Below are 24,183 nucleotides of genomic sequence, written 5' to 3'. Positions count from 1 at the left end.
TTTCAGACAATTTCATCTCAGGCAGTTTCATCTCAGGCAGTTTCATTTAAAAGCTTTTGTCTTAAGGCTTTACCTTACCCATTCAAGCCCCATGACTCCAAAGTCCTGGAACTCATGTTCAGAAGCCCCAATCCCTATCAGGATCGTTCCGTGATCCAATAGTCAAAGACCGCTCTTGCAATCGGTGCCGCAGTGCGTCCTCCGGTCTCTCCGTCCTCAACTACAACACAAACGGCGATTTCCGGATGATCATAGGGTGCAAAACCGGTGAACCACGCGTCGGTCTTGGTTTTTCCGCCCTCTGTATACTCCGCGGAACCCGTCTTGCCGGCAGCCGCATAGGCATCGGTACGGAGCTTGGATGCGGTACCAACGGTGACAACCTTACGCATAAAGCCGCCAATCGTAGACGCCTCCTCCGCGCTCATCAGCTTCTGCTCTGCGCCATCGCCGAAAGTCTGAATTGTTTTTCCATCCACAGACTCCACCCGGTCCAGCATCACCGGCTCCTTCAAAACACCGCCATTGGCAATCGCCGCGGTGATCAGCAGATTATGAAGCGGGCTCATCATCGTGGTTCCCTGTCCGATCGCCGACTGCATCATGGTCCAGGTGTCCGAGCTGCTGTCCACATTAAAGCGGCTTTTACTGCTGGAAATCGCAATCGGCAGGTCCTGATTAAACATCAGCGCCTCCGCAAGCTCGCGAAGCTTCGTTTTATTGATTTCCGTTCCGATTTTGGCAAAGGCAGAGTTACAGGAATTTGCGAATGCAGTCTCCAGCGTTTCTGCCCCGTGCACCTCACCATCAAAGCAGTGCACTACATATTTTTTATTTTCCGGATCCACATACTCACCATCGCAGTCAAACTGGAAATTCTGCCAGTCTCCCGGATGCTCCCGCATGTATTCGAGCGCCATGACAATCTTAAAGGTACTTCCGGGCGGATACAGTCCCTGGGTTGCACGGTTCACAAGATTTCCTCCGGTATTGGACTCTGCAGTCAAAGCACTCCAGTCCTCTACCACCGTATTGGGATCATAGGTCGGATTGGAAACCATAGCGAGGATCCGCCCGGTCGAGGGCTCCATCGCGATTACTGCGCCATTCCGGTCACCCAGCGCCTTGGCAGCCACCTGCTGCAGTCCCAGATTAAGTGTAGACACCACATTGTCCCCCTGGCTTTTGGTTTCGGTCAGCTCATTGTAAACCTGAAACAGCGGATTCTGGTTGGACTTCATAAGATAAAAGTTTGCCGCGGACTCAAGACCGGTCTTTCCCTTGGTGGAGTACCCGATCGCATGTGCAAACAGTGTGCCATACGGATAGACTCTGGTCTCCTTGCCGTCTGCATCAACATCAGTCCTTGCAAGAATCTGCCCATCCGCAGAGAGGATACTGCCACGGACATAGCGGTCATTAAACACATCCATACGCGCATTATAAGGATTGCCCATCAGTCCTTCCGCCTGAAAGCCGATAAAATAAACCATATATCCGATCATGCCAAAAAAGAGAAAGGCAAACACATAAATCATGCCAAGGATTCTGCGGTTGGATTTCTTGTTACTTGATGCACTGGATTTTATGTTTCTGTCCGGCTGTTCGGATTGCTTATTTTTGCGTATTGCCATAGCTTCTGTTGTCCTCCGGCTCATGTATCATCTGCGTCTTACACGGAAATATCTACAAAGCAATGTGTTTTACCAACACCACTCATATAACGTCTTTATCGTCTGCGTCTCCTACGAGAGCCTCTTCCCTGGTCCGGTTCCGGATCCTCGTATTCCTCGGGTATATCATCGAGGACTGCATTCGCATCATAATCCTCATCCAGATACTCCTCCGAGGGTTCGTCCGCTTCTCCGTAAAGCTCCCGCTCCGCTTCGTCCTCTGCCATCTCGTTGATCTCCGTCTCTGCCTCATCCTCATTGCCCTGGATGATGTAGAGTGCCTGAATGATGGCAAACACGATGAAGCTCGAAACCAGCGAGGAGCCTCCATAGCTTACAAAGGGCAGAGTTACACCGGTAGATGGGATAAACTTCACGGCACCGCCGATGGTGAGGAATACCTGCACAATGTATTCGATCGCGAGCCCGACAGAAACATATTTATAAAAGCCTGACTGCATATAGGTTGCGATAATCATCATCTGCATAAAGCAGCCGAGGCAGATCAGGGTAAGACAGATCGCGGTAAGTCCACCCATCTCCTCAGAAATGGCACTTATGATAAAATCCTTCTCCACAATCGGGATCTTGTTGGGCATGCCCTGATACAATCCGAGTCCGGCAAAGCCTCCCGTACCGATCGCAAAAAGGGACTGGGTGATCTGATAGCCTTTATTGTCAATATCCGCCCAAGGGTCAAGCCATGCAAAGACACGGGTCCGGACGTGGCTGAACAGGAAATAGCTGAGCACACCGGCTCCGCATGCTGCAACATTTCCAAAGAAAAGGTACAGCTTCTGTCCGGTGGCGACGTACAGCATGACAAGGTACGCAAGGAAAAAGATCAGCGCCGAACCGAGGTCCCTGCACATCACGAGGATCAGCATATGCGCCCCTGCGATGAGGGATGTTATGACGATATCCCGGAAGCTCTCCGCCTTACTCAGCATCCCGGCGGTGCATAGCACAAAGGTGATTTTGACAAGCTCCGATGCCTGGAAACTGAAGCCGCCGATGGAAATGCTCATCTTGGCGCCATAGCTGGTCGCGCCGATCACAAAGACCATGCCGAGCAGCGCAATGCCTATTGCGGCAAAGATATATCGCCAGCCAACCATGTCCCAGATCTTGTCGATCAGATACGGGATGACCATAGATACTGCCGCGGAAATCACAATAATCGCAAACTGTTTCTCCGCCTTATTGACGCTGAGACGTTCCAGCATGATAAGGCCATAGCAGATAAAAAGACAGGTATTGTTTAAAAGAAGCCTGTTAACGTTCCGGTAAACCGCCCGAGACAGAAAGACAAAAGCGATAAAAAAGGCAAGCTGCAACAGGTAAAACAGGACGGTAAGTGTTTCGCCGGTTTTAAGATACAGGATCACGTTGCAGAGGAAATGAATCAGAAGAATCATGCGGAACTGCCAGCCGCAGAGTGCATTGGCATCCTCCTGATCCGGAATGGAAAGATATCTGAAATTACAGTACGTATAAAGTACAATCAGCAGAAGGCAGATGTACTTACTTGCAGTCGTAAAGATCGTAATCACTTAATCTACCCCATGAGTAAAATGTGCGCGGGTAAGCTTTTCCGGCAGGTACCCTGCGAGGATCCGGTGTACCTCTGCGCTTCTCTCTACAGAAAAATCGTAACGGATACTGTCCTTTGGAAGGAGCGGGAGCCTGCTGCCAAGGTCGTACAGCACCATTGGTTCCTCATTAAAAATCTGATTATAGCAGTATTTACAGTAGCAGCGAACCGGCATATCCTTCTGCATCCGGTCCCGAAGCTTCAGGATCCGGTTGGCATGATCGCAACCGGCGCTTGTTTTCCTAATGCAGTTGGCGCTCACCATCATCGGCAGGTGTCCATATACCACAAGCTCATATGTTGGTGCCTTGCCTGTACCCGGAATACGAAGCTCCTCTGCGCTCCGGCGAAGTGCTCTCAGCTCATGGGCATTGAGCTCGATCGGAGCTGTCAAACGCTCTGCGCCAAGGTCCAAAAGCATCTTCACAGCTTCAAGGTTGTAGCCATAAACCGTATAGTCATATACTATTTCCGGCTTTGGCATCTCCCTTTGGCTTAGATTCTCTATAAACTCCCGGACAATCTCCACCTCATCCATCGAGCGGATCAGCAGCGTATCCGGACGGTAAGGTTCCGGCGCCTCCCAGATCTTCTGAAGCAGATCCCCCGAGCTTAGACCTCCATCGGTGCTTCTTTCAACTCTCCGAAGCCGAAGTCCTGCCTGTTTTCCTGCTGCATGGATCTTCCGGAACCCGTCCGCAAAGGCATCATCCAGGAAACATGCTTCGTCAAGATAGACGAGTGTCACTCTCGGCTCGGAAAGCACTGTGCGAAGCTGCTCTTCGGACTCCACAGCGGCGCGGACATCTGCAACAGACAGTGGCTCTGCCATTTTGATCTGCTTATTTTTACTCTGCTTTTGTCGGTTTCTGTTTCCGGCGTGTTGTTTCAAGCTTTGCCTCCGTATATTGTTCCAGCGCGGCTCTCCGCAGCTGGTTGATTTTAGATAATGGGATAAACACCTCGCCGTTAAGCTCCACGCGGGTATCTTTGATTGCGAATGCGGTCCCGCCGGTTTTTCCGATCTGCGCTGCGAGCTCTCTCACGCTCATCGGCCGGGAGCTTGCAGCCTCCACCGGTGCTTCCGTTTCGCATGTAACGGAAAGACCGTCCGCATCCTTTAGTACCAGCTTTGCAGGCAGCCCCGGTGTAAGAAACATCTCGGCATTCAGCGGAATCGTACGGTTCTGATCCAGATATTTCCTCCGGATCTCCCCGGTTACCGCTTCATTCACCGCACGGAACGGCTTCTCCTTCACCGCGATCATCCCGGCACCGTTATGCTGTTTAAAATACGAGGTTGTACCTCCCCGGTCATAGATTTCCCTGAGAACCGCAAGATCCGCCGGATCCACCTTATAATGCTCCGGATCCTTCATTGCAAGATCCAGGTACTTCCGGTATACCGATACCACACCTGCCGTATACAGCGGCGATTTCATCCGCCCCTCGATCTTCATAGAATATGCACCGGCAGCAATCAGCTCCGGCAGCATTTCGATCGTCTGCATGTCCTTCATGCTGAGATAGTAGCCCTTTTTACCTGCAGTCTCATAGCAGAGCCGGCAGGTACCGGCACATCTGCCCCGGTTTCCGGAGCGTCCGCCCAGGAGTGAGGACATAAAGCAGGCACCGGAGTAGCTGTAGCACATTGCGCCATGGATAAAGACCTCAAGCTCAATGCCTGCCTCAACATGCACCTTTTTGATTTCCGCAAGGCTCAGCTCCCGGGATAGAACTGCGCGGCACATCCCCATGCTTTTGATCAGCTTTGCTCCCGGCACTCCTGTCAGTGTAAGCTGTGTGCTCCCATGAATTTCAAGATCGGGAAACCAGGCATGAAGCAGGCGCGCGGCTCCAAGATCCTGCACGATCAGACCATCAACTCCTGCCTTGTAATAAGGCTCCATATAGGCGCGAAGCTCCGGCAGCTCTGTATCTTTAAAGAGGATGTTGATCGTCATATAAAGGCGTACACCAAAAAGATGGCAGTACCGGATCGCCTCGAGCACCATGTCCTCATCCTCTGCCATCGCAGATTCCGCAAATGCCCTCGCACCGAATTTCCTTCCGCCCATGTAGATGGCATCCGCGCCTGCATTCACCGCAGCAATCACAGAGGCAAGGGATCCGGCAGGTGCCAGAAGCTCTGTCCGCTTATTTCTTACCGGCATGATCTTTGTTTCCTTCCGGAGTCTTGCTGCTTCCCGCATCCTCCTTAACCTCCAGCCGCGCCTCATGTAACGCCTGCTCCCGGGCTTCCTCAGCACGTTTCCCTGCCTCCAGCTCCGCAAGCTTTTTCTGCGTCTCCTCAAGCTGCTTCAGCGTTGCTTCCAGCTTCATCTGGACATTGATGAGGTCATGCTTTGCGGCATATGCCTCCCGCTCCTGCTCCTCCATCTCGCGCTGCGCCTTGCGGGTCTTTTCCTGCTGCAAAAACAGATCATCGCAGATATTGATCTGCATCAGAAGTCCCTTGATCTCGTCATCCATCTTGCTGTAATTCCGGAACTCCCTCTTAAACGCAACAATCTTGGCATTGAGATATCCCGCCACCTCATGGAGATAGCTCTCGGACTCTACCCCACTGAGCTCATAGATTTTGCCGTCAATCACGACTTCCACTGTATTTTTATTAGCCATATCGGTCTCCTGTATCTTCCCTATGTTTCCCCGGTCTCAACCAGTAAGCTTTTGCAACCGGCGAGATTTTATGTCTTTACTATTTTACTCCGGGATGTACTGCATCATTTTCCATGCTTTTCATCGTATGCGCTTGGATGTCTATGCCTTCTATACATCTCTCTTTAACTTGCATCATGGTCGCAAAACTCAAATCGCCGCTAAATTCCCTCCAGGGTTCCCTGATAGGGAAGCCCCAGATGCTTGTAAGCATTGAGCGTTGCCACTCTCCCTCGCGAAGTGCGGTTGATGAGACCATTCATAAGCAGATACGGCTCATACACATCCTCCAGCGTACCGGAATCCTCTCCCAGCGCGGCTGCAAGCGTTTCCAGCCCCACCGGACCACCGTTAAATTTCTCAATGATGGTAAGCAGATACGCCCGGTCATTCTGATCGAGCCCCAGCTTATCCACATCCAGGATATCCATGGCATAATCCGCTACCTCCCGGGTGATGACACCGTCATACTTGATGTCTGCAAAATCCCGGACCCGCTTCAGAAGCCGGTTGGCAAGTCTGGGTGTCCCACGCGAACGTAACGCGATCCGCTCTGCTCCCTCGTCCTCGATTTTAACATCTAAAACCCGTGCAGAACGCAGCACGATGTCTTTTAATTCCTCCGTATTATAAAATTCAAGCTTGGCAATGATACCAAAACGATCCCGAAGCGGTGCGGACAAGAGTCCTGCCCGGGTGGTCGCCCCGATCAACGTAAAATGTGGAAGCTCCAGCCGGATCGACCGGGCGCTTGCATCCTTCCCCAGCATGATATCAATGGCAAAATCCTCCATCGCCGGATACAGCACTTCTTCTACCTGCCGGTTCAGACGGTGAATCTCATCGACAAACAGCACATCGCCCTCCGAGAGATTGTTTAAAATCGCAGCCATCTCTCCCGGCTTCTCAATTGCCGGTCCCGAGGTCACCTTGATATTGACACCCAGCTCGTTAGCAATGATGTTGGAAATGGTCGTCTTGCCAAGTCCGGGCGGTCCATAAAACAGGCAGTGATCCAGCGACTGTCCCCGTTGTTTTGCTGCGGCAATATAGACCTTGAGCATTTCCTTCAGCTTACTCTGTCCGATATAGTCCTCCAGCTTCTGGGGACGGATCTTGGGATCCAGCTTCCGGTCCTCAACCGTTTCATCTGTATTGATAACTCGACGTTCCATTCCACTCCCTTATTGTAACACATCGGATCTATGCGTAATCCAAAAAGCTACATTTATACCATAAACAATACTTTACGTTTTTCTAAATTTATTATAGGAAGGCAAGATGTCTCAGACTCTGCTTCAGCACATCGTCCGCCGTCATCCCGCCGGTAATCTCCACCTTTTTGACCGCACTGACCGCCTCCTGGTTGCTGTATCCCAGCGCCACCAGCGCTTCGATTGCTTCCTTTGCCGCTGAATGCAGGCTGTCCGCATCTGCCGCAGTACCGGTCTTGTCTCCGCCATGCGTGAGGAGATCCTGATAGACCTCTGAAGCATTCATCTTATCCTTAAGATCCAGGATGACCCGCTCTGCCGTCCGTTTACCAATCCCCGGTGCCATGCAGATGGACTTGGCATCTCCGGATACGATCGCAAGTCTCAGTTCATCCGGCTTCAGCACCGAGAGGATCCCCTGCGCGCCTTTGGGTCCCACGCCGCTGACAGAAAGAAGCTGTACAAACATCTCCCGGTCCTCGGGCGCCAGGAAGCCATAAAGATCCATACTGCCATCCTGCGAGACCTTAAAATACGTATATAGTTTTACATCCTCTCCAATGGACGGGAGCTCTCCAAGCACAGAGCGGGGAACGTGAATCCCGTAGCCGATTCCATTGGCCTCTACAACCACCAGCGCGTCCTCCACCTCCCGGAGAATCCCATGTACAAATCTTATCATAAATTGCTCTCCAATCTGAAAAATTCTACCACATCTAGTATCAATAGGCAACTCGCCATGGCAGATCTTTACCGTGCACGCAGGTTGTGAAATCGAGTGCAATGGATGCCGTATCGAGACTCATGCTGCAGTTCATCTTTACGGTCGCTTATTTTTGCGATAAACTGAAGGATACACATGCGTCACAGAAACATTCTAAAAGCATAGGAAAGGATGTCCATGATACGGATCAGCAAAGCTCTCTCCCTGACAACGGATTTTGATTTCGGCATCATCGGCACAAGCGCCGAGGATGTCCTCTTTTTTGATATCGAGACAACAGGTCTCAGCGCCTATAAATCCAACCTCTATCTGATCGGATACCTCACATTTGAGCGAGGCGAATGGACACTGACGCAGCTTTTTGCGGAATCCATGGAGGATGAGGTGCCGATGCTGAAGGCATTTTGTGAGATGCTCCAGCATAAAAAACGGCTGATCAGCTTTAACGGCGAGGGCTTTGACATCCCGTTTCTTACGACCATGATCCGTCAGTACGGACTCAGTCTCTCGCTGGACGGCATCGAGAGCCTTGATATTTTTAAGCAGCTCCGCCCTGCAAAGGGTCTGCTATCGCTTCCAAATTATAAGCTCAAAACCTGTGAAAAATTTCTGGGGATTGACCGGGAGGATATCTATTCCGGCGGGGAACTCATTTACGTATATTTTGAGTATCTGAAAACCCGGGATCCTGAGAAGCTTAAGCTTCTGCTGCTTCATAACGCAGAGGATCTTGCCAATCTGCCTGCCGTACTCTCGATTCTTAATTACAGCTATCTTGCGTCCTCTCCTTCCTATATAAAGCATCAGGAAACGGTACATCTCGATTCCTCGCAGCTCGGTCCCGGCGGGGAAACGGTGCTGAGTCTTGTGTATAGCATGGATCTTTCCGTGCCAAAGTCTGTCAGCTATGAACGGGAACGCTTTACCCTGAATGTCACCGGAAACGAGGTAAATCTCTGCGTGACGCTTTTTGATGGTGAGCTTAAGCTCTTTTACCCGGATTATAAAAACTATTATTACCTGCCAATGGAAGATCAGGCGATTCATAAATCTGTGGGAGAATTTGTGGATCCGAAGTTCCGTAAACGCGCAACCGCCAAAACCTGCTATACCCGGTGGTCCGGTTTGTTTCTCCCGGAACTTAGCCCGGTCTTTGCTCCGGTCTTTTACAAGGACTACAAGGGGAAAGTCCTGTACGCAGAGTATGCACCTGCATTGTTTAACGACCAGATCAAGGCACAGGCATATTTGAGAAGCTTCTTTGGATTGATTTCCGGAAAGAAGCCTTTAAGCTGAAGCCTTTCGTTCATTTCATGCCGGAAACACACGCAAACGGATTTTTCCGGATCATTTCGGTCAGGAAACGCGTGTGCTGACTCTTCCGGATCATTCCTTACAGCAAGTATATACGTCAGGATCTGGTTAATACCGGAGAATATAAAAAAATCATCCGAATACCGCAAAATCACAGGTAATCGGATGACCATCGTTTGACCGTATCTCGTCAAACGTCACATTTTTTCATTCACATAATTCACAAGACCGCCGACCTCAATCATCTTCTGGAGGAATGGTGGAAATGGAGCCGCCTCATACGTCTTGCCTGTAGTCTCATCGGTAATGACGCCCGCATCAAAATCAACCTTCACTCTGTCCCCATCCTTGATTTCCTGAGCTGCATCCGGAGCTTCCACAATCGGAAGACCAATGTTAAGGGCGTTGCGATAAAAAATCCTGGCAAAGCTCTCGGCGATGACACAACCGACACCACTGGTCTGAAGCACCTGAGGTGCATGTTCACGAGAGGATCCGCAGCCGAAATTCTTGCCGCCTACAACAATATCTCCTGCCATAAGCTTGCTCCGGAACTCCGGATCAATATCCTCCATGGCATGGCTGGCAAGCTCCTCCTTGTCCTGGATTGCCAGATATCTTGCCGGGATAATGACATCCGTATCTACATTATCCCCATATTTTAAAACCTTTCCCTCTGCTGCCTGCATATTTCCTCCTTATAATCCAAGCTCTGCCGGACCGGAAATTCTGCCGGTCACTGCCGAAGCAGCTGCTACTGCCGGAGACGCAAGATAAACTTCAGATGTCGTATCACCCATTCTGCCGACAAAGTTGCGATTGGTTGTCGAAACGCATCTCTCATGCGGTGCGAGAATGCCCATGTATCCGCCAAGGCACGGTCCGCAGGTCGGTGTGGAAACGACTGCACCCGCCTCGATAAATACTCTGGCAAGATCCTCCTTCAGCATCTCAAGATAGATTTCCTGTGTTGCCGGAATCACGATACAGCGTACATTCGGCGCGACCTTCCTGCCACGCAGAATCTCTGCCGCTTCACGAATATCCTGGATCCGTCCGTTGGTACAGGAGCCGATCACGGACTGATCAATCTTGATCTCTCCAAAGCTACCGATCTCATGCGTATTTTCCGGAAGATGCGGGAAGGAAACTGTGGATTTAAGACTTCCAAGATCAATGGTGATCTCCCGTGCATACTCCGCATCCGGATCCGCCTCGTATACTGTGTATGGCTTCGTGGCATGAGCATTGATATAATCAATCGTCTTATCATCCACAGGGAAAATGCCGTTTTTGGCACCCGCCTCAATCGCCATATTGCAGATCGTAAAGCGGTCATCCATGCTGAGCTCACCAACCCCCGGACCGGTAAATTCCAGCGACTGATACAGCGCGCCATCCACTCCGATCTCTCCGATCAGATGCAGGATCACATCCTTGCCGCTGATCCACTTCTGCTTTTTACCTACAAGATTGACCTTGATTGCCGCCGGAACCTTGAACCAGAGCTCGCCCGTAGCCATTGCCGCCGCCATATCCGTAGAGCCGACTCCCGTGGAAAACGCCCCGAGCGCGCCATACGTGCAGGTATGCGAATCCGCGCCGACAGAAAGCTCTCCGGCTACAATCAACCCTTGCTCCGGAATCAGTGCATGCTCAATGCCCATCTTGCCAACATCAAAATAATTTTTGAGCCCCTGCTCGGTGGCAAAATTCCGGCACATTTGCGTGCATTTGGCAGAAGTGATATCCTTGTTCGGCACAAAATGGTCCATGACAAACACGACCTTGTCCTTATCAAACACCGTCTCCTGCTTCATTTTTTTCATTTCACGGATCGCGACCGGCGTCGTAATATCATTTCCGTGCACCAGGTCCACCTTAGCCATGATGAGCTGACCTGCCTTCACCTCATCCAGTCCCGCATGCTTTGCCAGAATCTTCTGGCTCATTGTCATTGCCATACAGCACTCCCTTATTTCAATCCTTTAAATATACTTTATTATTTGAATGCTTCTGCCGCGTCACATTCCTAATATATGAATGTTTCCGCTGCACTACATTCTCATGGTTTTAATGCCTCTGCCGCACTACACTCCTATAGTATCATACTTTTTAATGCCCGCGGCTATAAAACTATTTACATCCTAGCAACAACTCTGCTATAATTCCAATACATAATTAAAATGATTATCATAAATCATGGTTATCATGCATGATAGTTATCAGACATTTTCATGCATCCTGTCTATCATGGTTATGCATGAAAGTATGAAAGAAGGGCTCCTATGGATCAGAATCTTTCCGGTTACAAGATTTTTTATGAGGTAGCAACCAGCGGCAATATTTCCAAGGCCGCTAAAAAACTCTACATTTCCCAGCCTGCCATCTCCAAGTCCATCGTCAAGCTGGAGGACAGCCTGGAAACGAAGCTCTTTAAACGAAATTCCAGGGGCGTCACTCTTACCGAAGAAGGAGAAGTTCTGTACAAATATGTACGTGACGCCTTTGAGTCCATCAACAGCGCGGAAACCGAGCTGAAGCGCATGAAGGACTTTAACATCGGGCACCTGCAGATCGGCGTCAGCACGACTCTCTGCCGCTATGTCCTGCTTCCGTATCTGCAGAAATTTCTGGAGCAGTTTCCCAACATACGGATTTCCATCAACACGCAGTCCAGCTCCCAGACCTTAAATCTGCTGGAACAGCGCAAAGTAGACATCGGTCTTGTGGCAGAACCCAAAACCCGGAAATCCGAACTGCGTTCCGTGCATAGCCAGCAGATCCATGATGTATTTGTAGCAAGCCCCCAGTATCTCAAAAACCTGGAATCCATCTGCGGTCCTGACTATGATGTTTTTGAGGAAGCCAACATTATGCTGCTGGATGAGAGCAATGTCACCCGCCGGCACGTAGACGAATACTTCAAGTCCATGAACATCGAGCCGGCACAGATTCTGGAGGTCACCACCATGGACCTTCTGATTGAATTTGCCAAAATCGGCATCGGCGTTTCCTGTGTTATACGTGAGCTTGTAAAGGATGATCTTGCAGCCGGTCGCCTTGTGGAGCTTCCTGTGAAGCTTCCCATCCCCTCCCGCAGTATTGCTTTTATGTATAATGCGGGAAATACCGGGAAATCCCTGGATTCCTTCTTAAGCATTCTGTGAGCCCCACAGATTCCTTAAGAGTCTGCCGCTGTAATTTCTGGAAAGGTAAACCTATATATCCTATGTATGCATGCTTTGTCCACGATGATCGTGGGCAATCAATACCTTTTCTGTATGTCTGTATGACAGATATATAGTCAGAAAAAGGCCAAAATATCTGCACTGTAAATAATACAATGCATATTTCCCAGTCCTGTGCTAGAATATCTTCTAGCGCAGGTTTTTTCTGCGCCTCTTTAAAAATTTGAAAGGAGTTATCCTTATGGCTACAGAAAATCAGAATCCGTCAAGCTGTAATTCCAACTGCAGCTCCTGCGGCTCCGACTGTCCATCCCGTAAGGGCGGTGCCCCGGATTTTAAGGCACATCTTGCCGAGGGCTGCAGTGTTAAAAAAGTCATCGGCATCGTTTCCGGCAAGGGCGGTGTCGGCAAGTCCATGGTCACATCTCTGCTTGCATCCGGCACCAATAAAGACGGTTATCATACCGCGATCATTGATGCAGATATCACCGGACCCTCTATCCCCAAGGCCTTTGGTCTTGCCAATGACGGTATCGGCATTTCCGAGAACGGCAAGCTTATGATCCCGGCCAAAAGCGCCAACGGTATTGATATTATTTCCACCAACCTTCTTTTGGAAAATGAAACTGATCCGATCATCTGGAGAGGCTCATTGATTGCTCAGGCTGTAAAGCAGTTCTGGGAGGAGGTCGAGTGGAAAGACGTTGACTACATGTTTGTAGACATGCCGCCGGGAACCGGTGATGTACCACTGACCGTTTTTCAGTCTCTGCCGGTAGATGGTATCGTCATTGTTACCTCTCCGCAGGACCTTGTTTCCATGATCGTTGCCAAAGCCGTAAATATGGCGGACAAAATGAACATTCCGATTATCGGTCTCGTAGAAAACATGTCCTATCTTGTCTGCCCGCACTGCGGCGAAAAGATCAATGTCTTTGGCGAGAGCCACATTGATGAAATTGCCGAGACGCATAAGCTTAAGGTTCTTGCAAAGCTTCCTCTGGATCCCAAGAACGCGCAGTATGTGGACGGCGGCGCCGTAGAGGCGATCGACCTCACCGCAATGCAGGACGCCATTAAGGCGGTAGAAGCATTATAATTACAAAAAACAAAAGCATCGCCCGCATAGCGGGTGAATGAAGTCTCTCGCGCTTCGTTGTTTTTCAGAACAGAAAAAGCCAGAAACAGCGGGAGACGTAGTCACAAACGAAATTTAAATGCCGTCGGAGGCTTTTGTCCCCGACGGCATTTTGTGTGTTATGCAGTAGAAGCTGAACTCCATCTAACCCCTGCTGCATCTTCTGATCATGGTTTGGACTTCCTGCATTTCATAGAGATGACATCTGATTTCAGAACAGGCGGTCTCCGGAATTATACTCTGTGCCCTCGCCGAGTCCGGAAGAAATGGCTTTAACCACTGCCTCCAATGCTTCCTTTTCATCCGGTCCATCACACTCCACAATCACCTTGGCGCCTTTTTTAACTCCAGCCGCCATTACATTAAGGACAGATTTCGCTACAATGTTCCTCTGTCCATAATGCAGGATGATATTACTTTTATATTTAATGCAGGTCTGTGTCAGAACTCCCGCAGGTCTTAAATGCAGACCCGATTCATTTACAACTTCTACTTCCTGACTTACCATATTCTTCTCCCCCAGTTCTCATGTTATGTAAATTTTAATTCCCGTCGGTTTCTTTGTCAAGAAACGCCGCTCTCATTACTTTTTCTTTGCTTTGCTCTCTTGCCCGTCTCTCGCGTTCGGAGGCTGCCTTGGAAAATTCGCAGCCGCAGAAATCCTGGCGGTACAGCTGATACTGCCGGGAAAGCTCAATGGATTTCTGGTAGCCGCCCCGCTTTTTGAAATCTGACGGCAGAAACTTAAGCGCATGCTGCGATGCAATTTCCGAGCCAATTTCATTCAGAATCTCCGCACTTTTCATAGGTGAAATTGTGAGGGTTGTGCAGAAGTAGTCATAGGGCTCTCCCGCGGCTTTGGCACGATCCATCTCCTCGGCGGTTCTCTCAAGGCGCTCGCGATAGCAGCGGTGGCAGCGTTCGCCTCGCTCCGGATCTTTTTCATGTCCTCTGGCAATCTCCAGAAACTCCTTGTGGTCGTATGGCGGCACCAGGATGCTTACCCCCTTCTCTACGAGATGCATCTCACGGATCAGACGCTGAAGCTCCGATACGCGATGCTGAAATTCGGCTTCTGTAGAGATATTGGGATTATAATAAAACAGAGTAATCTGAAAATATTTGCTGAGATAATCGAGAACTGCACTGGAGCACGGCGCGCAGCAGCTATGCAGGAGGAGCCTTGGGCGGCATCCGGCATTCTCCTCAATAATTGTATCAAGCAGCTTCTGATAATTCTGTTTGTTTGGTTCCGGCTTGATGTATGCCTCTGTCTCCACCATATGCTGTGTCTCCTTATAAAGAAAAAATAAAGAAAAAAGTCATCCGATAGCCGCAAATCGCGGGAAATCGGATGACTGGTATCCGTCTCTCATTACTGCAGGAAATCATAGATCAGCACTGCAGGAAATCACAGATCCTTACTGCAGGAAATCGCGAATCCTCTTGGAGCGGACTGGATTTCTCAGCTTGCGGAGTGCCTTTGCCTCGATCTGGCGTATACGCTCACGGGTTACATTAAATTCCTTACCGACTTCCTCCAGTGTCCTCGGATGTCCATCCTCAAGGCCAAAGCGGAGTACGATGACCTGCCGTTCTCTCTCTTTGAGATCCCCGAGCAGAGTGTCGATATGCTCCCGCAGCATGACAGACTCCACATTTCCTTCTGGCGTCACTACATTAGAGTCCGCCACAAAATCTCCGAGATTGGAGTCATCCTCTTCACCAATCGGGGTTTCCAGAGAAGCCGGCTCCCGCGCAATCTGCATGATTTCCTGCACCTTTTCCTCGGACATGTCCAGATGCTCTGCAAGTTCCTTCACAGATGGCTCATAGCCAAGCTCCAGTGTCAGCTTCCGCTGCATCTTGGACATCTTGTTGATCGTCTCGACCATATGCACCGGCACGCGGATGGTACGTGCCTGATCTGCCAGTGCACGCGTAACAGACTGGCGGATCCACCAGGTTGCGTAAGTGGAGAGCTTAAAGCCCTTGGCTGGGTCAAACTTTTCTACGCCCTTGATCAGTCCAAGATTTCCCTCCTGTACAAGGTCCAGGAAGCTCATGCCTCGTCCGGTATAACGCTTGGCGATGGAAACCACAAGCCGCAGGTTTGCTTCAATGAGACGCTGTTTTGCATTCTCATCACCCTGCTGCTTTTTGACAGCCAGCTCGTACTCCTCCTCATTGGACAGGAGCGGTACCGTACCAATCTCTTTAAGATACATGCGGACCGGATCCTCGGTTCCGATTCCCTCCAGGAGATCTACGGCATTTAAGTCAATGTCCTCTTCCTCCCCGTCCTTAGGGAAATCATCCTCGTCCAGTGTATCAATCTCGTCCTCATCAATCTTGCTGCCGTCCTTTTCCATCTTGGCAATTTCTGCTTCATCCACATCCGGATTGATCTCAATGCCACGGTTTTCTATCAGGCGGTTTATACTGTCCATCTGCTCATCCGTCAGCTTATCCTCTTTAAAAGCATCGGAAATCGCCTTCTGGTCGATGGAATTTTTATTGCTCTTGGCGGTCTTGCAAAGTGCCTCTATCTTTTTGAGTAACTCTTCTTTATCCAAAGTAAGTCTCCCTCTCTCGTTATGATGATAAAGTTCTTTTTACGATAAAGCTCATGGTAAAGCTCAGAACCAGATCGAGACCATGGAAGCTATCCCTACCAGCAGAATCAATAACCCAAGCACAAGCTGGGCGATCCCCTGGGACAATATCTTCCGGTCATGATCCGCACTGCGCATCAGAAACACGGCGCTGATAATCCTGATCGCCGCAGCCGTATAAAAGATCAGCGGAAAAAGAACCATATTTTCCCCGGGATTAATGAATGCAAAGATCGCCATTACGACCAGTACAATCCCAAGTACAATATGGATAAAATCCAGCTTACGGCTGCTGCTTCTGGCACCGGTATGTCCCTGATACATTACTTTCCTCCAAGAGTGGTATACACAACAGCCTTAATTGTGTGCATACGATTCTCCGCCTCGTCAAATACCTTGGACTGTGCGGACTCAAAGACCTCGTCCGTAACTTCCATCTCTGTGATTCCGTACTTTTCCGCAATTTCCTTACCAACCTGGGTCTGTGTATTATGGAAGGAAGGCAGGCAATGCAGGAAAATCGCTGTCGGCTTGGCATAAGACATTGCCTCACGATTTACCTGATACGGCTTAAGATCATGGATCCGCTGCTCCCAGACCTCCTCCGGCTCTCCCATGGATACCCAGACATCTGTGCAGACCACATCCGCGTCCTTGCAGCCCTCTGCTACATTCTCTGTGAGTGTGATGGAGCCGCCGGTTTCCGCCGCAATCGCCTTACATGTCTCCACCAGCTCCGGAGTCGGGAAATACGCGCTCGGGCAGCAGGCGGTATAGTGCATGCCAAGCTTTGCGCAGACCACCATATAGGAATTTCCCATGTTATAGCGGGCATCTCCCATGTAGGTAAGCTTCAGCCCCTTAAGGCTTCCGAAATTCTCCTCTATCGTCAGCATATCCGCGAGCATCTGCGTCGGATGGAACTCGTTGGTTAAACCATTCCATACAGGCACATCGGCATATTTGGCAAGCTCCTCCACAAGTTCCTGTCCAAAGCCGCGGTACTCAATACCGTCATACATGCGGCTCAGCACCCGGGCTGTATCCTCAATGCTCTCTTTGGTTCCGATCTGGGATCCTGTCGGCCCAAGATAGGTGGAACCCATACCAAGGTCACTTGCAGCCACCTCAAAGGAGCAGCTTGTTCTGGTAGAATTTTTTTCAAAAATCAGGGCAATGTTTTTCCCTGTAAAGCTTCCCTTGTGAAGCGGCGCACCATTTACAGAGCCCGCTTTTTTCTCCCTTTTGAGCCTTGCACTCATATCAAGCAGATATTGGATTTCCTCTGATGTGTAATCCAGGAGTTTCAGAAAATCTCGTCCAGTTAAATCTACCATATGTCCTCCTTCTACTTCCGTCATCCGAAGCACTTGCCTTATTTCATGTCCGGTATCTCTGGCGTGCGGTCTCATACATGAGCACTGTGGCAGCCACTGCTGCATTAAGCGATTCTATGCGTCCCTGCATCGGGATCCGGAGATACTCCGTCGCTTCCTTAGCGAGCTCCTCGCTGAGACCATTGCCCTCATTACCGATCAGAAATGCCGTTTTGCCCTTGAAGTCACACTCAAAGTGATTATGGATCCCGCGTAGATGCGCCGCATACACCGTAAAGCCCTGCGTGCGAAGCGCCCGGACCTCCTCTTTCAGATCCGGCACAACCCGGAACGGCATACGGAACAGCGACCCCATCGTCGACCTTACGACCTTGGGCGAGTATACATCCACGCACTCCCGGTTCATGACAATCCCATCAACCCCCGCTGCCTCCGCAGTCCGGAAGATTGTGCCAAGATTCCCCGGGTCCTGGATCGTCTCCAGCAGCATAAAGAAGTCACCTTCCAGCCTCTCATACCGCCGCTCGCGGACTACCGCAAGGATCCCCTGCCCATGCATTGTATCCGACATCTGCCGCATAAGCTCAGATGGAACCTGATATACTCTCATGTCTCCAGCCGCAAGTCCCTCCGGCATCCGTCCCTGATAGCCATCCTCCACAAAGAGCCTTACAATTTCTCTCTCCGGAATCTCCGCACAGAGCCGTTGTCCTTCCGCGACAAAAAGGCCAGCCTCCCGCCGCGCTTTTGCTTTGCGGTTAAGTTCTCTGACCTCTTTAACATATTGATTTGCAGCTGAGGTGATCTTGTTCAATCTGCCTCCTCCGGCACGGTATTGCTGCTCATTTATAGCAGTAAACCGTTCCATAACTTTGCATATACTTAGAGCAAGTATATATTATAGCAGAATTACGAATTTTTGATAAGACCCTCAATTATAAAAGATTTGTAAAGTAATGTATACTCATTTGTATGTCCCGAAACGTCTTGTACTACTCTACTGGTAACAGCCGTGGGAACTCAGGTTTAAACATCCTCATGCTGCCGGAGTGAAATTACAGAAGCATTACGCCTTAATTGTTTCCAGCTCCCGGATCCAGCAGTTCACCACCGCGTCACTCGGCATACGCAGATCACCTCTCGGAGACACCGCAACCGATCCCACCTTAGGGCCGTCCGGGAGGCAGCTCCGCTTAAACTGCTGCGAAAAAAATCTCCAGTAAAACTTCTTAAGCCACTTTAAAATCGTTTCACTGTCGTAGATATTATAATGAAGCGATGCGTCCTTCTGATCACCCTCAGAGAGCGCCGCGCGGTCATTGGCGACAGCTGCATTCGCATCGGAAAACGCATGCAGAGCCATCTCGTAGACCTTTAGCGGACGGAAGCCAAAGCGGAGAATCTGATAAAGGAAAAAGTCGTGAAGCTCATACGGTCCTACAAGATCCTCAGTTTTCTGCGAAATGGTACCCCCTGCTGTCGGCGGCAGAAGCTCCGGACTCACCGGTGTATCCAGTACATCATAAAGGCATGCCGCAAGTTCCGCATCCTCCGCTGTATCCGCGCTGTATTTTACAAGATGCCGCACGAGCGTTTTGGGAACGCCGGCATTCACCGCATACATCGACATATGGTCGCCATTGTAGGTCGCCCATCCAAGCGCAAGCTCGCTGAGATCGCCGGTGCCGACCACGATGCCATTTAACTGGTTGGCAACATCCATAAGGATCTGGGTCCGTTCGCGCGCCTGGGAGTTTTCATAGGTCACGGAATGATCCTCCGGGTCATGCCCGATGTCATGGAAATGCTGCATAACCGCGGCCTTGATATTGATCTCCCGGAGTGTCGCATGCAGGCGTTCTGTCAATGTCACGGCATTATGATACGTCCGGTCCGTGGTGCCAAAGGCCGGCATAGTGACGCTGATGATATGGTCCCGCGGGATCCCGAGCATGTCAAACGCCCGCGCCGTCACAAGCAGCGCAAGTGTGGAATCCAGCCCGCCGCTGATGCCGATCACCGCATAGCTTGTGCCGATGTGCTGTAGCCGCTTTTTAAGCCCCATCGCCTGAATCATAAAGATTTCATCGCAGCGTCTCGCGCGTTCCTCCGCGTTGCCCGGCACAAACGGATGCGGATCCAGAAATCTCTCAAGCGTACCGGCTTCCTGCTGCAGTCTTCCGAGACTCCCTTCGGCTTCCGCTGTCTTCCCCGCTATTTCCTTTATGCGAATGCAAATGCAGCGGTAGCCTTCGCACTCCTCAGTTTCCTCTACTGCCGGGTAGGTCGTAAGTCTTGCGCGCTCCTGGGAAATCTTTTCCAGATCCACATCGCCGAAATACAAACCGGTCCGGAATCTTTGGCTTTCTGTAACCACAGTGCCGTTTTCACATATCAGATCCTGCCCGCCAAAAACAAGATCCTGAGAAGACTCGCCCTCGCCGGCATTCGCATAGACATAAACTGCCGCAAGACGCGCCGAGGTGGACGCAATCAGCTCGCGTCGGTAACTGTCCTTACCGACGGTTTCATCCGAAGCGGAGCAGTTGGCAATGATGGTTGCTCCGGCAAGCGCATGCTGCGTGGAGGGTGGGCACGGCACCCAGACGTCCTCGCAGAGCTCACAGGCAAGCCGGAATTCCGGGACATCCGACGCGGTAATCAGGATATTCATGCCAAACGGCACTTCGTAGCTCTCTCGGGTTCTGGTATCCTCATACAGGATATCTCTCACGCGGGGACTGCCGGGAGTAAACCATCGCCGCTCGTAAAACTCCGAGTAATTGGGAAGGTGGCGTTTTGGTATCAGCGCAAGAAGTCGACCACCTTTAAGTACCGCGGCCACATTGTAAAGTTTTCCTTCATTAAAGAAAGGCATGCCGACCACGCTCACGATCGGAAGCTCGCGGGTCTCCTCCATTACTCTGTCCAGTGCCGCATGAGTGCTCCGAATCAGTGCCATCTGATGAAAGAGATCCGCCGCGGTATACGCCGTAAGCACCAGCTCCGGAAATACAATCAGCGCCGCCTGACGCTCTGCTGCCTTGCGAATGTCGTTGATAACCGCGCTGGCATTATACTCTGTGTCCGCCACCTTGATTTCCGGTGTTGCTGCCGCGACACGCATATATCCTTCTATCATAAACTGCTTCCTCCCACTATAACCCCGGCTGCCCGGATGGATAAATATGCTGACATTATAGCACAAAAAAGCTGCGGCTGACGATACCCTGATCGCCTGCCGCAGCAGATGTATTTATAGATTTATGTTGTGAAATTACAGGTTATCCTCAACCGAATAGTTCGGAGCTTCCTTGGTGATATGGATATCATGCGGGTGGGACTCCTTGAGAGATGCACTGGTGATCTTTACAAACTGTGCGGTTTTCTGCAGTGTCTCGATATTTGGTGCGCCGCAGTAGCCCATACCAGCGCGGAGACCGCCGACAAACTGGAAAATGGTATCTTCCACCTTGCCCTTGTAGGCAACCCGACCCTCAACACCTTCCGGAACCAGCTTCTTGGCGCCGGACTGGAAGTAACGATCGGCAGAGCCATTCGCCTGCTTCATCGCACCGAGAGATCCCATGCCACGGTAAACCTTGTACTTTCTGCCCTGATACAGCTCAAACTCACCCGGAGCCTCATCACAGCCGGCAAAAACAGAACCCATCATAACGGTGGAACCGCCGGCAGCAATTGCCTTGACAACATCACCGGAATACTGGATACCGCCATCTGCAATCAGCGGAATATTGTACTTGTCTGCAACCTCAAAGGCATCCATAACAGCGGTGATCTGCGGTACACCAATACCTGCAACCACACGGGTGGTACAGATGGATCCCGGTCCGATACCGATCTTGACGCAGTCAGCACCTGCCTTGATCAGCGCCTCGGTAGCTGCGCCGGTTGCCACATTTCCGGCAATGATCTGCAGATCCGGGAACTTCTCTTTAAGCATGGAGACGCAGCGGAGCACGTTAGCAGAGTGTCCGTGTGCGGAATCCAGAACAACAACATCTACATGCGCATTGATGAGCTCCTGCGCTCTCTCGAGGACATTCGCTGTAATACCAAGCGCAGCGCCACAGAGGAGTCTGCCCTGAGAATCCTTGGCAGCATTAGGATATTTCATCTGCTTCTCAATATCCTTAATCGTAATCAGTCCCTTGAGGTTGCCATCTGCATCTACGATCGGAAGCTTCTCAACCTTGGCCTTGGCAAGGATTGCCTTGGCCTCCTCCAGCGTGGTACCCTCTCTTGCTGTCACGAGATTCTCGGAGGTCATGCATTCCTTGATCTTTTTCTGGAAATCCTCCTCAAAGACAAGATCACGGTTGGTAATGATACCTACGAGCTTTTTACCCTCTGTAATCGGAACACCGGAGATTCTGAACTTGGCCATAAGATCATTAGCATCTTTTAAGGTGTGCTCCGGAGAAAGATAAAACGGATCTGTGATAACACCGTTCTCGGAACGTTTTACCATATCCACTTCTTCCGCCTGCTGCTCAATCGTCATGTTTTTATGTACAATGCCGATTCCTCCGCATCTTGCCATAGCAATCGCCATCTGATGCTCAGTTACGGTATCCATACCGGCAGACAAAAACGGGATGTTTAATTTGATCGAATTGGTAAGCCTTGTGGAAATATCAATCTGATTTGGAACAACCTCGGAATACTGCGGTACAAGAAGCACATCATCGAATGTAATACCCTCTCCAATGATTCTGGCCATTATAAGAATCTCCTTTCAATGCTAAAGAAAAATGCAACATTAAATTTAAGATACTATAGCAAAAGCCGGTCTAAATTTCAAGCTTCTATTGCGCCGATTCGTGTATGTTTCCAAGGAAATATCATCATAGACCGAAACCATGATCCGGGAAGCCAATACCATCGCAGGAAAAAATAAGTGCAGTCAGAGTTCATTGCTCTCCAACTGCACTTTTATGGTGCTAAAAAGCCTCCCGGTTTCCCGGAAGGCTTTTCCCTTGCGATATATATCAATATTTAACAGCTTTAAATTAGTAGCCCATGCCTGGCTGTGCCGGAGCCTGTGCTGGAGCCGGTTCCTTGATATCAGCGACAACAGACTCAGTGGTGAGCAGTGTAGAAGCAACGGAAGCTGCGTTCTGCAGAGCAGTTCTTGTAACCTTAGCAGGATCCAGGATACCGGCCTCAAGCATATCAACATACTTCTCGTTGTATGCATCAAAGCCCTGACCTTCCTTGGACTCCTTAACGTTGTTAACTACAACAGCACCCTCAAGACCTGCATTCTGTGCGATGGTGTAAAGCGGAGCCTCCAGTGCCTTAAGCACGATTCTTGCGCCGGTCTTTTCATCACCATCCAGAGTATCTACAACCTTCTGTACAGCGTCCTGTGCGTGAATGTAAGCGGATCCACCGCCTGCGATAACGCCCTCTTCCACGGCTGCACGAGTTGCATTAAGAGCATCCTCCATACGGAGCTTCTCTTCCTTCATCTCAGTCTCGGTAGCAGCACCGACACGGATAACTGCAACACCGCCTGCAAGCTTAGCAAGTCTCTCCTGCAGCTTCTCACGATCAAAGTCAGAGGTAGTATCTGCGATCTGTGCCTTGATCTGTGAAATACGATCATCAATATCGGACTTGTTGCCCTCGCCATCTACGATCGTTGTCTTATCCTTGGTAACCTTAACCGACTTAGCGCGGCCAAGCTGCTCCATGGTAGTATCCTTAAGCTCCAGACCAATCTCGGAGGAGATTACCTGACCACCGGTAAGGATTGCGATATCCTTGAGCATTTCCTTACGTCTGTCGCCATAGCCCGGTGCCTTAACAGCAACAACATTAAATGTGCCTCTCAGCTTGTTGACAATCAGAGTTGTCAGAGCCTCGCCCTCAACATCCTCAGCGATGATCAGAAGCTTAGCACCCATCTTAACGATGTTCTCAAGCAGTGGCAGGATATCCTGAATGTTGGAAATCTTCTTATCTGTAATCAGGATATACGGATCATCCAGAGTAGCTTCCATCTTATCCATATCTGTGCACATGTAAGCGGAAACATATCCTCTGTCAAATTCCATACCTTCTACAAGATCCAGCTCGTTCTGCATGGTCTTGGACTCCTCAACAGTGATAACACCATCCTTGGATACCTTTTCCATTGCATCTGCTACCATCTCGCCGACCTTCTCGTCACCAGCGGAAATTGCTGCAACCTTTGCGATCTGGTCCTTGCCCTTAACCTTGGATGACTGCGCCTTGATGGACTCAACAGCAGCATCTACAGCCTTGCGGATACCCTTTCTCAGGATAATCGGGTTAGCACCTGCCTCAAGGTTTTTCATACCCTCCGATACAATTGCCTGTGCAAGAACCGTAGCGGTTGTAGTACCATCACCGGCAACATCGTTGGTCTTGGAAGCAACCTCACGTACAAGCTGTGCACCCATGTTCTCATACGGATCCTTGAGCTCGATTTCCTTTGCAATGGAAACACCATCGTTTGTGATCAGCGGTGCACCGTAGCTCTTATCAAGAACTACATTTCTGCCCTTAGGTCCAAGTGTTACCTTAACTGTATTTGCAACAGCATCTACACCAGCTTCCAGAGCCTTTCTGGCTTCAACGCCATACTTAATTTCCTTAGCCATGATTCAATCCTCCTGATTTATCTATATGCTAATCTGATCTTTTATCTT

The 24,183-nt window shown here is 50.2% G+C and carries 21 protein-coding genes; 3 read left to right on the top strand and 18 right to left on the bottom strand.

The window, feature by feature from the left end:
* Positions 1-137: 137 nt before the first annotated feature.
* From ACTNEN_RS06935 to ruvA, 7 genes are all read right to left on the bottom strand, one after another.
* Complete coding sequence (locus tag ACTNEN_RS06935; RefSeq protein WP_441205373.1) at positions 138-1,634, bottom strand: peptidoglycan D,D-transpeptidase FtsI family protein; 1,497 nt, start codon at positions 1,632-1,634, stop codon at positions 138-140.
* A 95-nt stretch (positions 1,635-1,729) separates the two neighbouring features.
* The gene (locus ACTNEN_RS06930) at positions 1,730-3,226 is read right to left on the bottom strand and encodes an FtsW/RodA/SpoVE family cell cycle protein (RefSeq protein WP_441205371.1); all 1,497 of its coding nucleotides are present in this window, start codon (positions 3,224-3,226) and stop codon (positions 1,730-1,732) included.
* On the bottom strand, positions 3,227-4,099 hold the full coding sequence (locus ACTNEN_RS06925; RefSeq protein WP_441205370.1) for a U32 family peptidase: 873 nt from the start codon (positions 4,097-4,099) through the stop codon (positions 3,227-3,229).
* A 16-nt stretch (positions 4,100-4,115) separates the two neighbouring features.
* Positions 4,116-5,480: a peptidase U32 family protein gene (locus ACTNEN_RS06920; RefSeq protein ID WP_441205368.1), complete on the bottom strand. Its 1,365-nt coding sequence runs from the start codon at positions 5,478-5,480 to the stop codon at positions 4,116-4,118.
* Positions 5,425-5,910: a cell division protein ZapA gene (locus tag ACTNEN_RS06915; RefSeq protein WP_441205366.1), complete on the bottom strand. Its 486-nt coding sequence runs from the start codon at positions 5,908-5,910 to the stop codon at positions 5,425-5,427. The genes ACTNEN_RS06920 and ACTNEN_RS06915 overlap by 56 nt, the downstream gene beginning before the upstream one ends.
* Positions 5,911-6,110: 200 nt before the next feature.
* A complete protein-coding gene (gene ruvB, locus ACTNEN_RS06910; protein ID WP_441205364.1) occupies positions 6,111-7,124 on the bottom strand; it encodes a Holliday junction branch migration DNA helicase RuvB in 1,014 nt (337 codons plus the stop codon).
* 91 nt (positions 7,125-7,215) lie between these two features.
* Complete coding sequence (ruvA, locus tag ACTNEN_RS06905) at positions 7,216-7,845, bottom strand: Holliday junction branch migration protein RuvA (RefSeq protein WP_441205362.1); 630 nt, start codon at positions 7,843-7,845, stop codon at positions 7,216-7,218.
* Between the two features lie 219 nt (positions 7,846-8,064).
* Here ruvA and ACTNEN_RS06900 point away from each other — a divergent pair, with 219 nt between their 5' ends.
* On the top strand, positions 8,065-9,183 hold the full coding sequence (locus tag ACTNEN_RS06900; RefSeq protein WP_441205360.1) for a ribonuclease H-like domain-containing protein: 1,119 nt from the start codon (positions 8,065-8,067) through the stop codon (positions 9,181-9,183).
* Positions 9,184-9,398: 215 nt separating this feature from the next.
* Here the strand turns inward: ACTNEN_RS06900 and ACTNEN_RS06895 are convergent, their stop codons facing one another.
* Positions 9,399-9,890, bottom strand: coding sequence for a 3-isopropylmalate dehydratase small subunit (locus tag ACTNEN_RS06895; protein ID WP_441205358.1), 492 nt, complete (start codon positions 9,888-9,890; stop codon positions 9,399-9,401).
* A gap of 9 nt (positions 9,891-9,899) precedes the next feature.
* The gene (leuC, locus tag ACTNEN_RS06890; RefSeq protein WP_441205356.1) at positions 9,900-11,165 is read right to left on the bottom strand and encodes a 3-isopropylmalate dehydratase large subunit; all 1,266 of its coding nucleotides are present in this window, start codon (positions 11,163-11,165) and stop codon (positions 9,900-9,902) included.
* Positions 11,166-11,489: 324 nt separating this feature from the next.
* Between leuC and ACTNEN_RS06885 the strand changes: the two genes are divergently transcribed.
* Complete coding sequence (locus ACTNEN_RS06885) at positions 11,490-12,371, top strand: LysR family transcriptional regulator (protein ID WP_441205354.1); 882 nt, start codon at positions 11,490-11,492, stop codon at positions 12,369-12,371.
* A 262-nt stretch (positions 12,372-12,633) separates the two neighbouring features.
* Positions 12,634-13,491 (top strand): P-loop NTPase, encoded by an 858-nt coding sequence (locus tag ACTNEN_RS06880; protein ID WP_441205352.1) that lies wholly within the window; start codon positions 12,634-12,636, stop codon positions 13,489-13,491.
* A gap of 250 nt (positions 13,492-13,741) precedes the next feature.
* Here ACTNEN_RS06880 and ACTNEN_RS06875 read toward each other — a convergent pair whose 3' ends face one another.
* The 9 genes from ACTNEN_RS06875 to groL all read right to left on the bottom strand — a co-directional run bounded on the left by ACTNEN_RS06875 (position 13,742) and on the right by groL (position 24,135).
* Positions 13,742-14,038: an HPr family phosphocarrier protein gene (locus ACTNEN_RS06875; RefSeq protein ID WP_441205350.1), complete on the bottom strand. Its 297-nt coding sequence runs from the start codon at positions 14,036-14,038 to the stop codon at positions 13,742-13,744.
* Between the two features lie 34 nt (positions 14,039-14,072).
* Entirely contained in the window at positions 14,073-14,813 is a 741-nt protein-coding gene (locus ACTNEN_RS06870; RefSeq protein WP_441205349.1) for an epoxyqueuosine reductase QueH, read from the bottom strand.
* Positions 14,814-14,951: 138 nt separating this feature from the next.
* The gene (gene rpoD, locus ACTNEN_RS06865; RefSeq protein WP_441205347.1) at positions 14,952-16,106 is read right to left on the bottom strand and encodes an RNA polymerase sigma factor RpoD; all 1,155 of its coding nucleotides are present in this window, start codon (positions 16,104-16,106) and stop codon (positions 14,952-14,954) included.
* Between the two features lie 63 nt (positions 16,107-16,169).
* Positions 16,170-16,469: a DUF6637 family protein gene (locus ACTNEN_RS06860; protein WP_441205345.1), complete on the bottom strand. Its 300-nt coding sequence runs from the start codon at positions 16,467-16,469 to the stop codon at positions 16,170-16,172.
* Positions 16,469-17,482: an ornithine carbamoyltransferase gene (gene argF / locus ACTNEN_RS06855; protein ID WP_441205343.1), complete on the bottom strand. Its 1,014-nt coding sequence runs from the start codon at positions 17,480-17,482 to the stop codon at positions 16,469-16,471. Before argF ends, ACTNEN_RS06860 begins: the two co-directional genes overlap by 1 nt.
* A gap of 43 nt (positions 17,483-17,525) precedes the next feature.
* Positions 17,526-18,296 carry a TrmH family RNA methyltransferase gene (locus ACTNEN_RS06850; protein ID WP_441205341.1) on the bottom strand — a complete coding sequence of 257 codons (771 nt, stop codon included), beginning with the start codon at positions 18,294-18,296 and terminating at the stop codon, positions 17,526-17,528.
* Positions 18,297-18,548: 252 nt separating this feature from the next.
* Entirely contained in the window at positions 18,549-20,624 is a 2,076-nt protein-coding gene (locus ACTNEN_RS06845) for an NAD(+) synthase (RefSeq protein WP_441205339.1), read from the bottom strand.
* 135 nt (positions 20,625-20,759) lie between these two features.
* On the bottom strand, positions 20,760-22,226 hold the full coding sequence (guaB, locus tag ACTNEN_RS06840; protein ID WP_441205337.1) for an IMP dehydrogenase: 1,467 nt from the start codon (positions 22,224-22,226) through the stop codon (positions 20,760-20,762).
* Between the two features lie 289 nt (positions 22,227-22,515).
* Positions 22,516-24,135 carry a chaperonin GroEL gene (groL, locus tag ACTNEN_RS06835; protein ID WP_441205335.1) on the bottom strand — a complete coding sequence of 540 codons (1,620 nt, stop codon included), beginning with the start codon at positions 24,133-24,135 and terminating at the stop codon, positions 22,516-22,518.
* Positions 24,136-24,183 lie beyond the last annotated feature (48 nt).

It is taken from the genome of Oribacterium sp. HCP28S3_H8, assembly GCF_052064775.1.
Lineage (GTDB): Bacteria > Bacillota > Clostridia > Lachnospirales > Lachnospiraceae > Oribacterium.
Note: the sequence above shows the minus strand (reverse complement) of the source record. Positions and strands in the feature narration are given on the sequence as shown.

Coding starts and splice junctions, on each gene's coding strand:
- ACTNEN_RS06935 (WP_441205373.1), bottom strand. CDS start 1,634: ATGGCAATACGCAAAAATAAGCAATCCGAACAGCCGGACAGAAACATA.
- ACTNEN_RS06925 (WP_441205370.1), bottom strand. CDS start 4,099: ATGGCAGAGCCACTGTCTGTTGCAGATGTCCGCGCCGCTGTGGAGTCC.
- ACTNEN_RS06920 (WP_441205368.1), bottom strand. CDS start 5,480: ATGCGGGAAGCAGCAAGACTCCGGAAGGAAACAAAGATCATGCCGGTA.
- ACTNEN_RS06915 (WP_441205366.1), bottom strand. CDS start 5,910: ATGGCTAATAAAAATACAGTGGAAGTCGTGATTGACGGCAAAATCTAT.
- ruvB (WP_441205364.1), bottom strand. CDS start 7,124: ATGGAACGTCGAGTTATCAATACAGATGAAACGGTTGAGGACCGGAAG.
- ruvA (WP_441205362.1), bottom strand. CDS start 7,845: ATGATAAGATTTGTACATGGGATTCTCCGGGAGGTGGAGGACGCGCTG.
- ACTNEN_RS06900 (WP_441205360.1), top strand. CDS start 8,065: ATGATACGGATCAGCAAAGCTCTCTCCCTGACAACGGATTTTGATTTC.
- ACTNEN_RS06895 (WP_441205358.1), bottom strand. CDS start 9,890: ATGCAGGCAGCAGAGGGAAAGGTTTTAAAATATGGGGATAATGTAGAT.
- leuC (WP_441205356.1), bottom strand. CDS start 11,165: ATGGCAATGACAATGAGCCAGAAGATTCTGGCAAAGCATGCGGGACTG.
- ACTNEN_RS06885 (WP_441205354.1), top strand. CDS start 11,490: ATGGATCAGAATCTTTCCGGTTACAAGATTTTTTATGAGGTAGCAACC.
- ACTNEN_RS06880 (WP_441205352.1), top strand. CDS start 12,634: ATGGCTACAGAAAATCAGAATCCGTCAAGCTGTAATTCCAACTGCAGC.
- ACTNEN_RS06875 (WP_441205350.1), bottom strand. CDS start 14,038: ATGGTAAGTCAGGAAGTAGAAGTTGTAAATGAATCGGGTCTGCATTTA.
- ACTNEN_RS06870 (WP_441205349.1), bottom strand. CDS start 14,813: ATGGTGGAGACAGAGGCATACATCAAGCCGGAACCAAACAAACAGAAT.
- ACTNEN_RS06860 (WP_441205345.1), bottom strand. CDS start 16,469: ATGTATCAGGGACATACCGGTGCCAGAAGCAGCAGCCGTAAGCTGGAT.
- argF (WP_441205343.1), bottom strand. CDS start 17,482: ATGGTAGATTTAACTGGACGAGATTTTCTGAAACTCCTGGATTACACA.
- ACTNEN_RS06845 (WP_441205339.1), bottom strand. CDS start 20,624: ATGATAGAAGGATATATGCGTGTCGCGGCAGCAACACCGGAAATCAAG.
- guaB (WP_441205337.1), bottom strand. CDS start 22,226: ATGGCCAGAATCATTGGAGAGGGTATTACATTCGATGATGTGCTTCTT.
- groL (WP_441205335.1), bottom strand. CDS start 24,135: ATGGCTAAGGAAATTAAGTATGGCGTTGAAGCCAGAAAGGCTCTGGAA.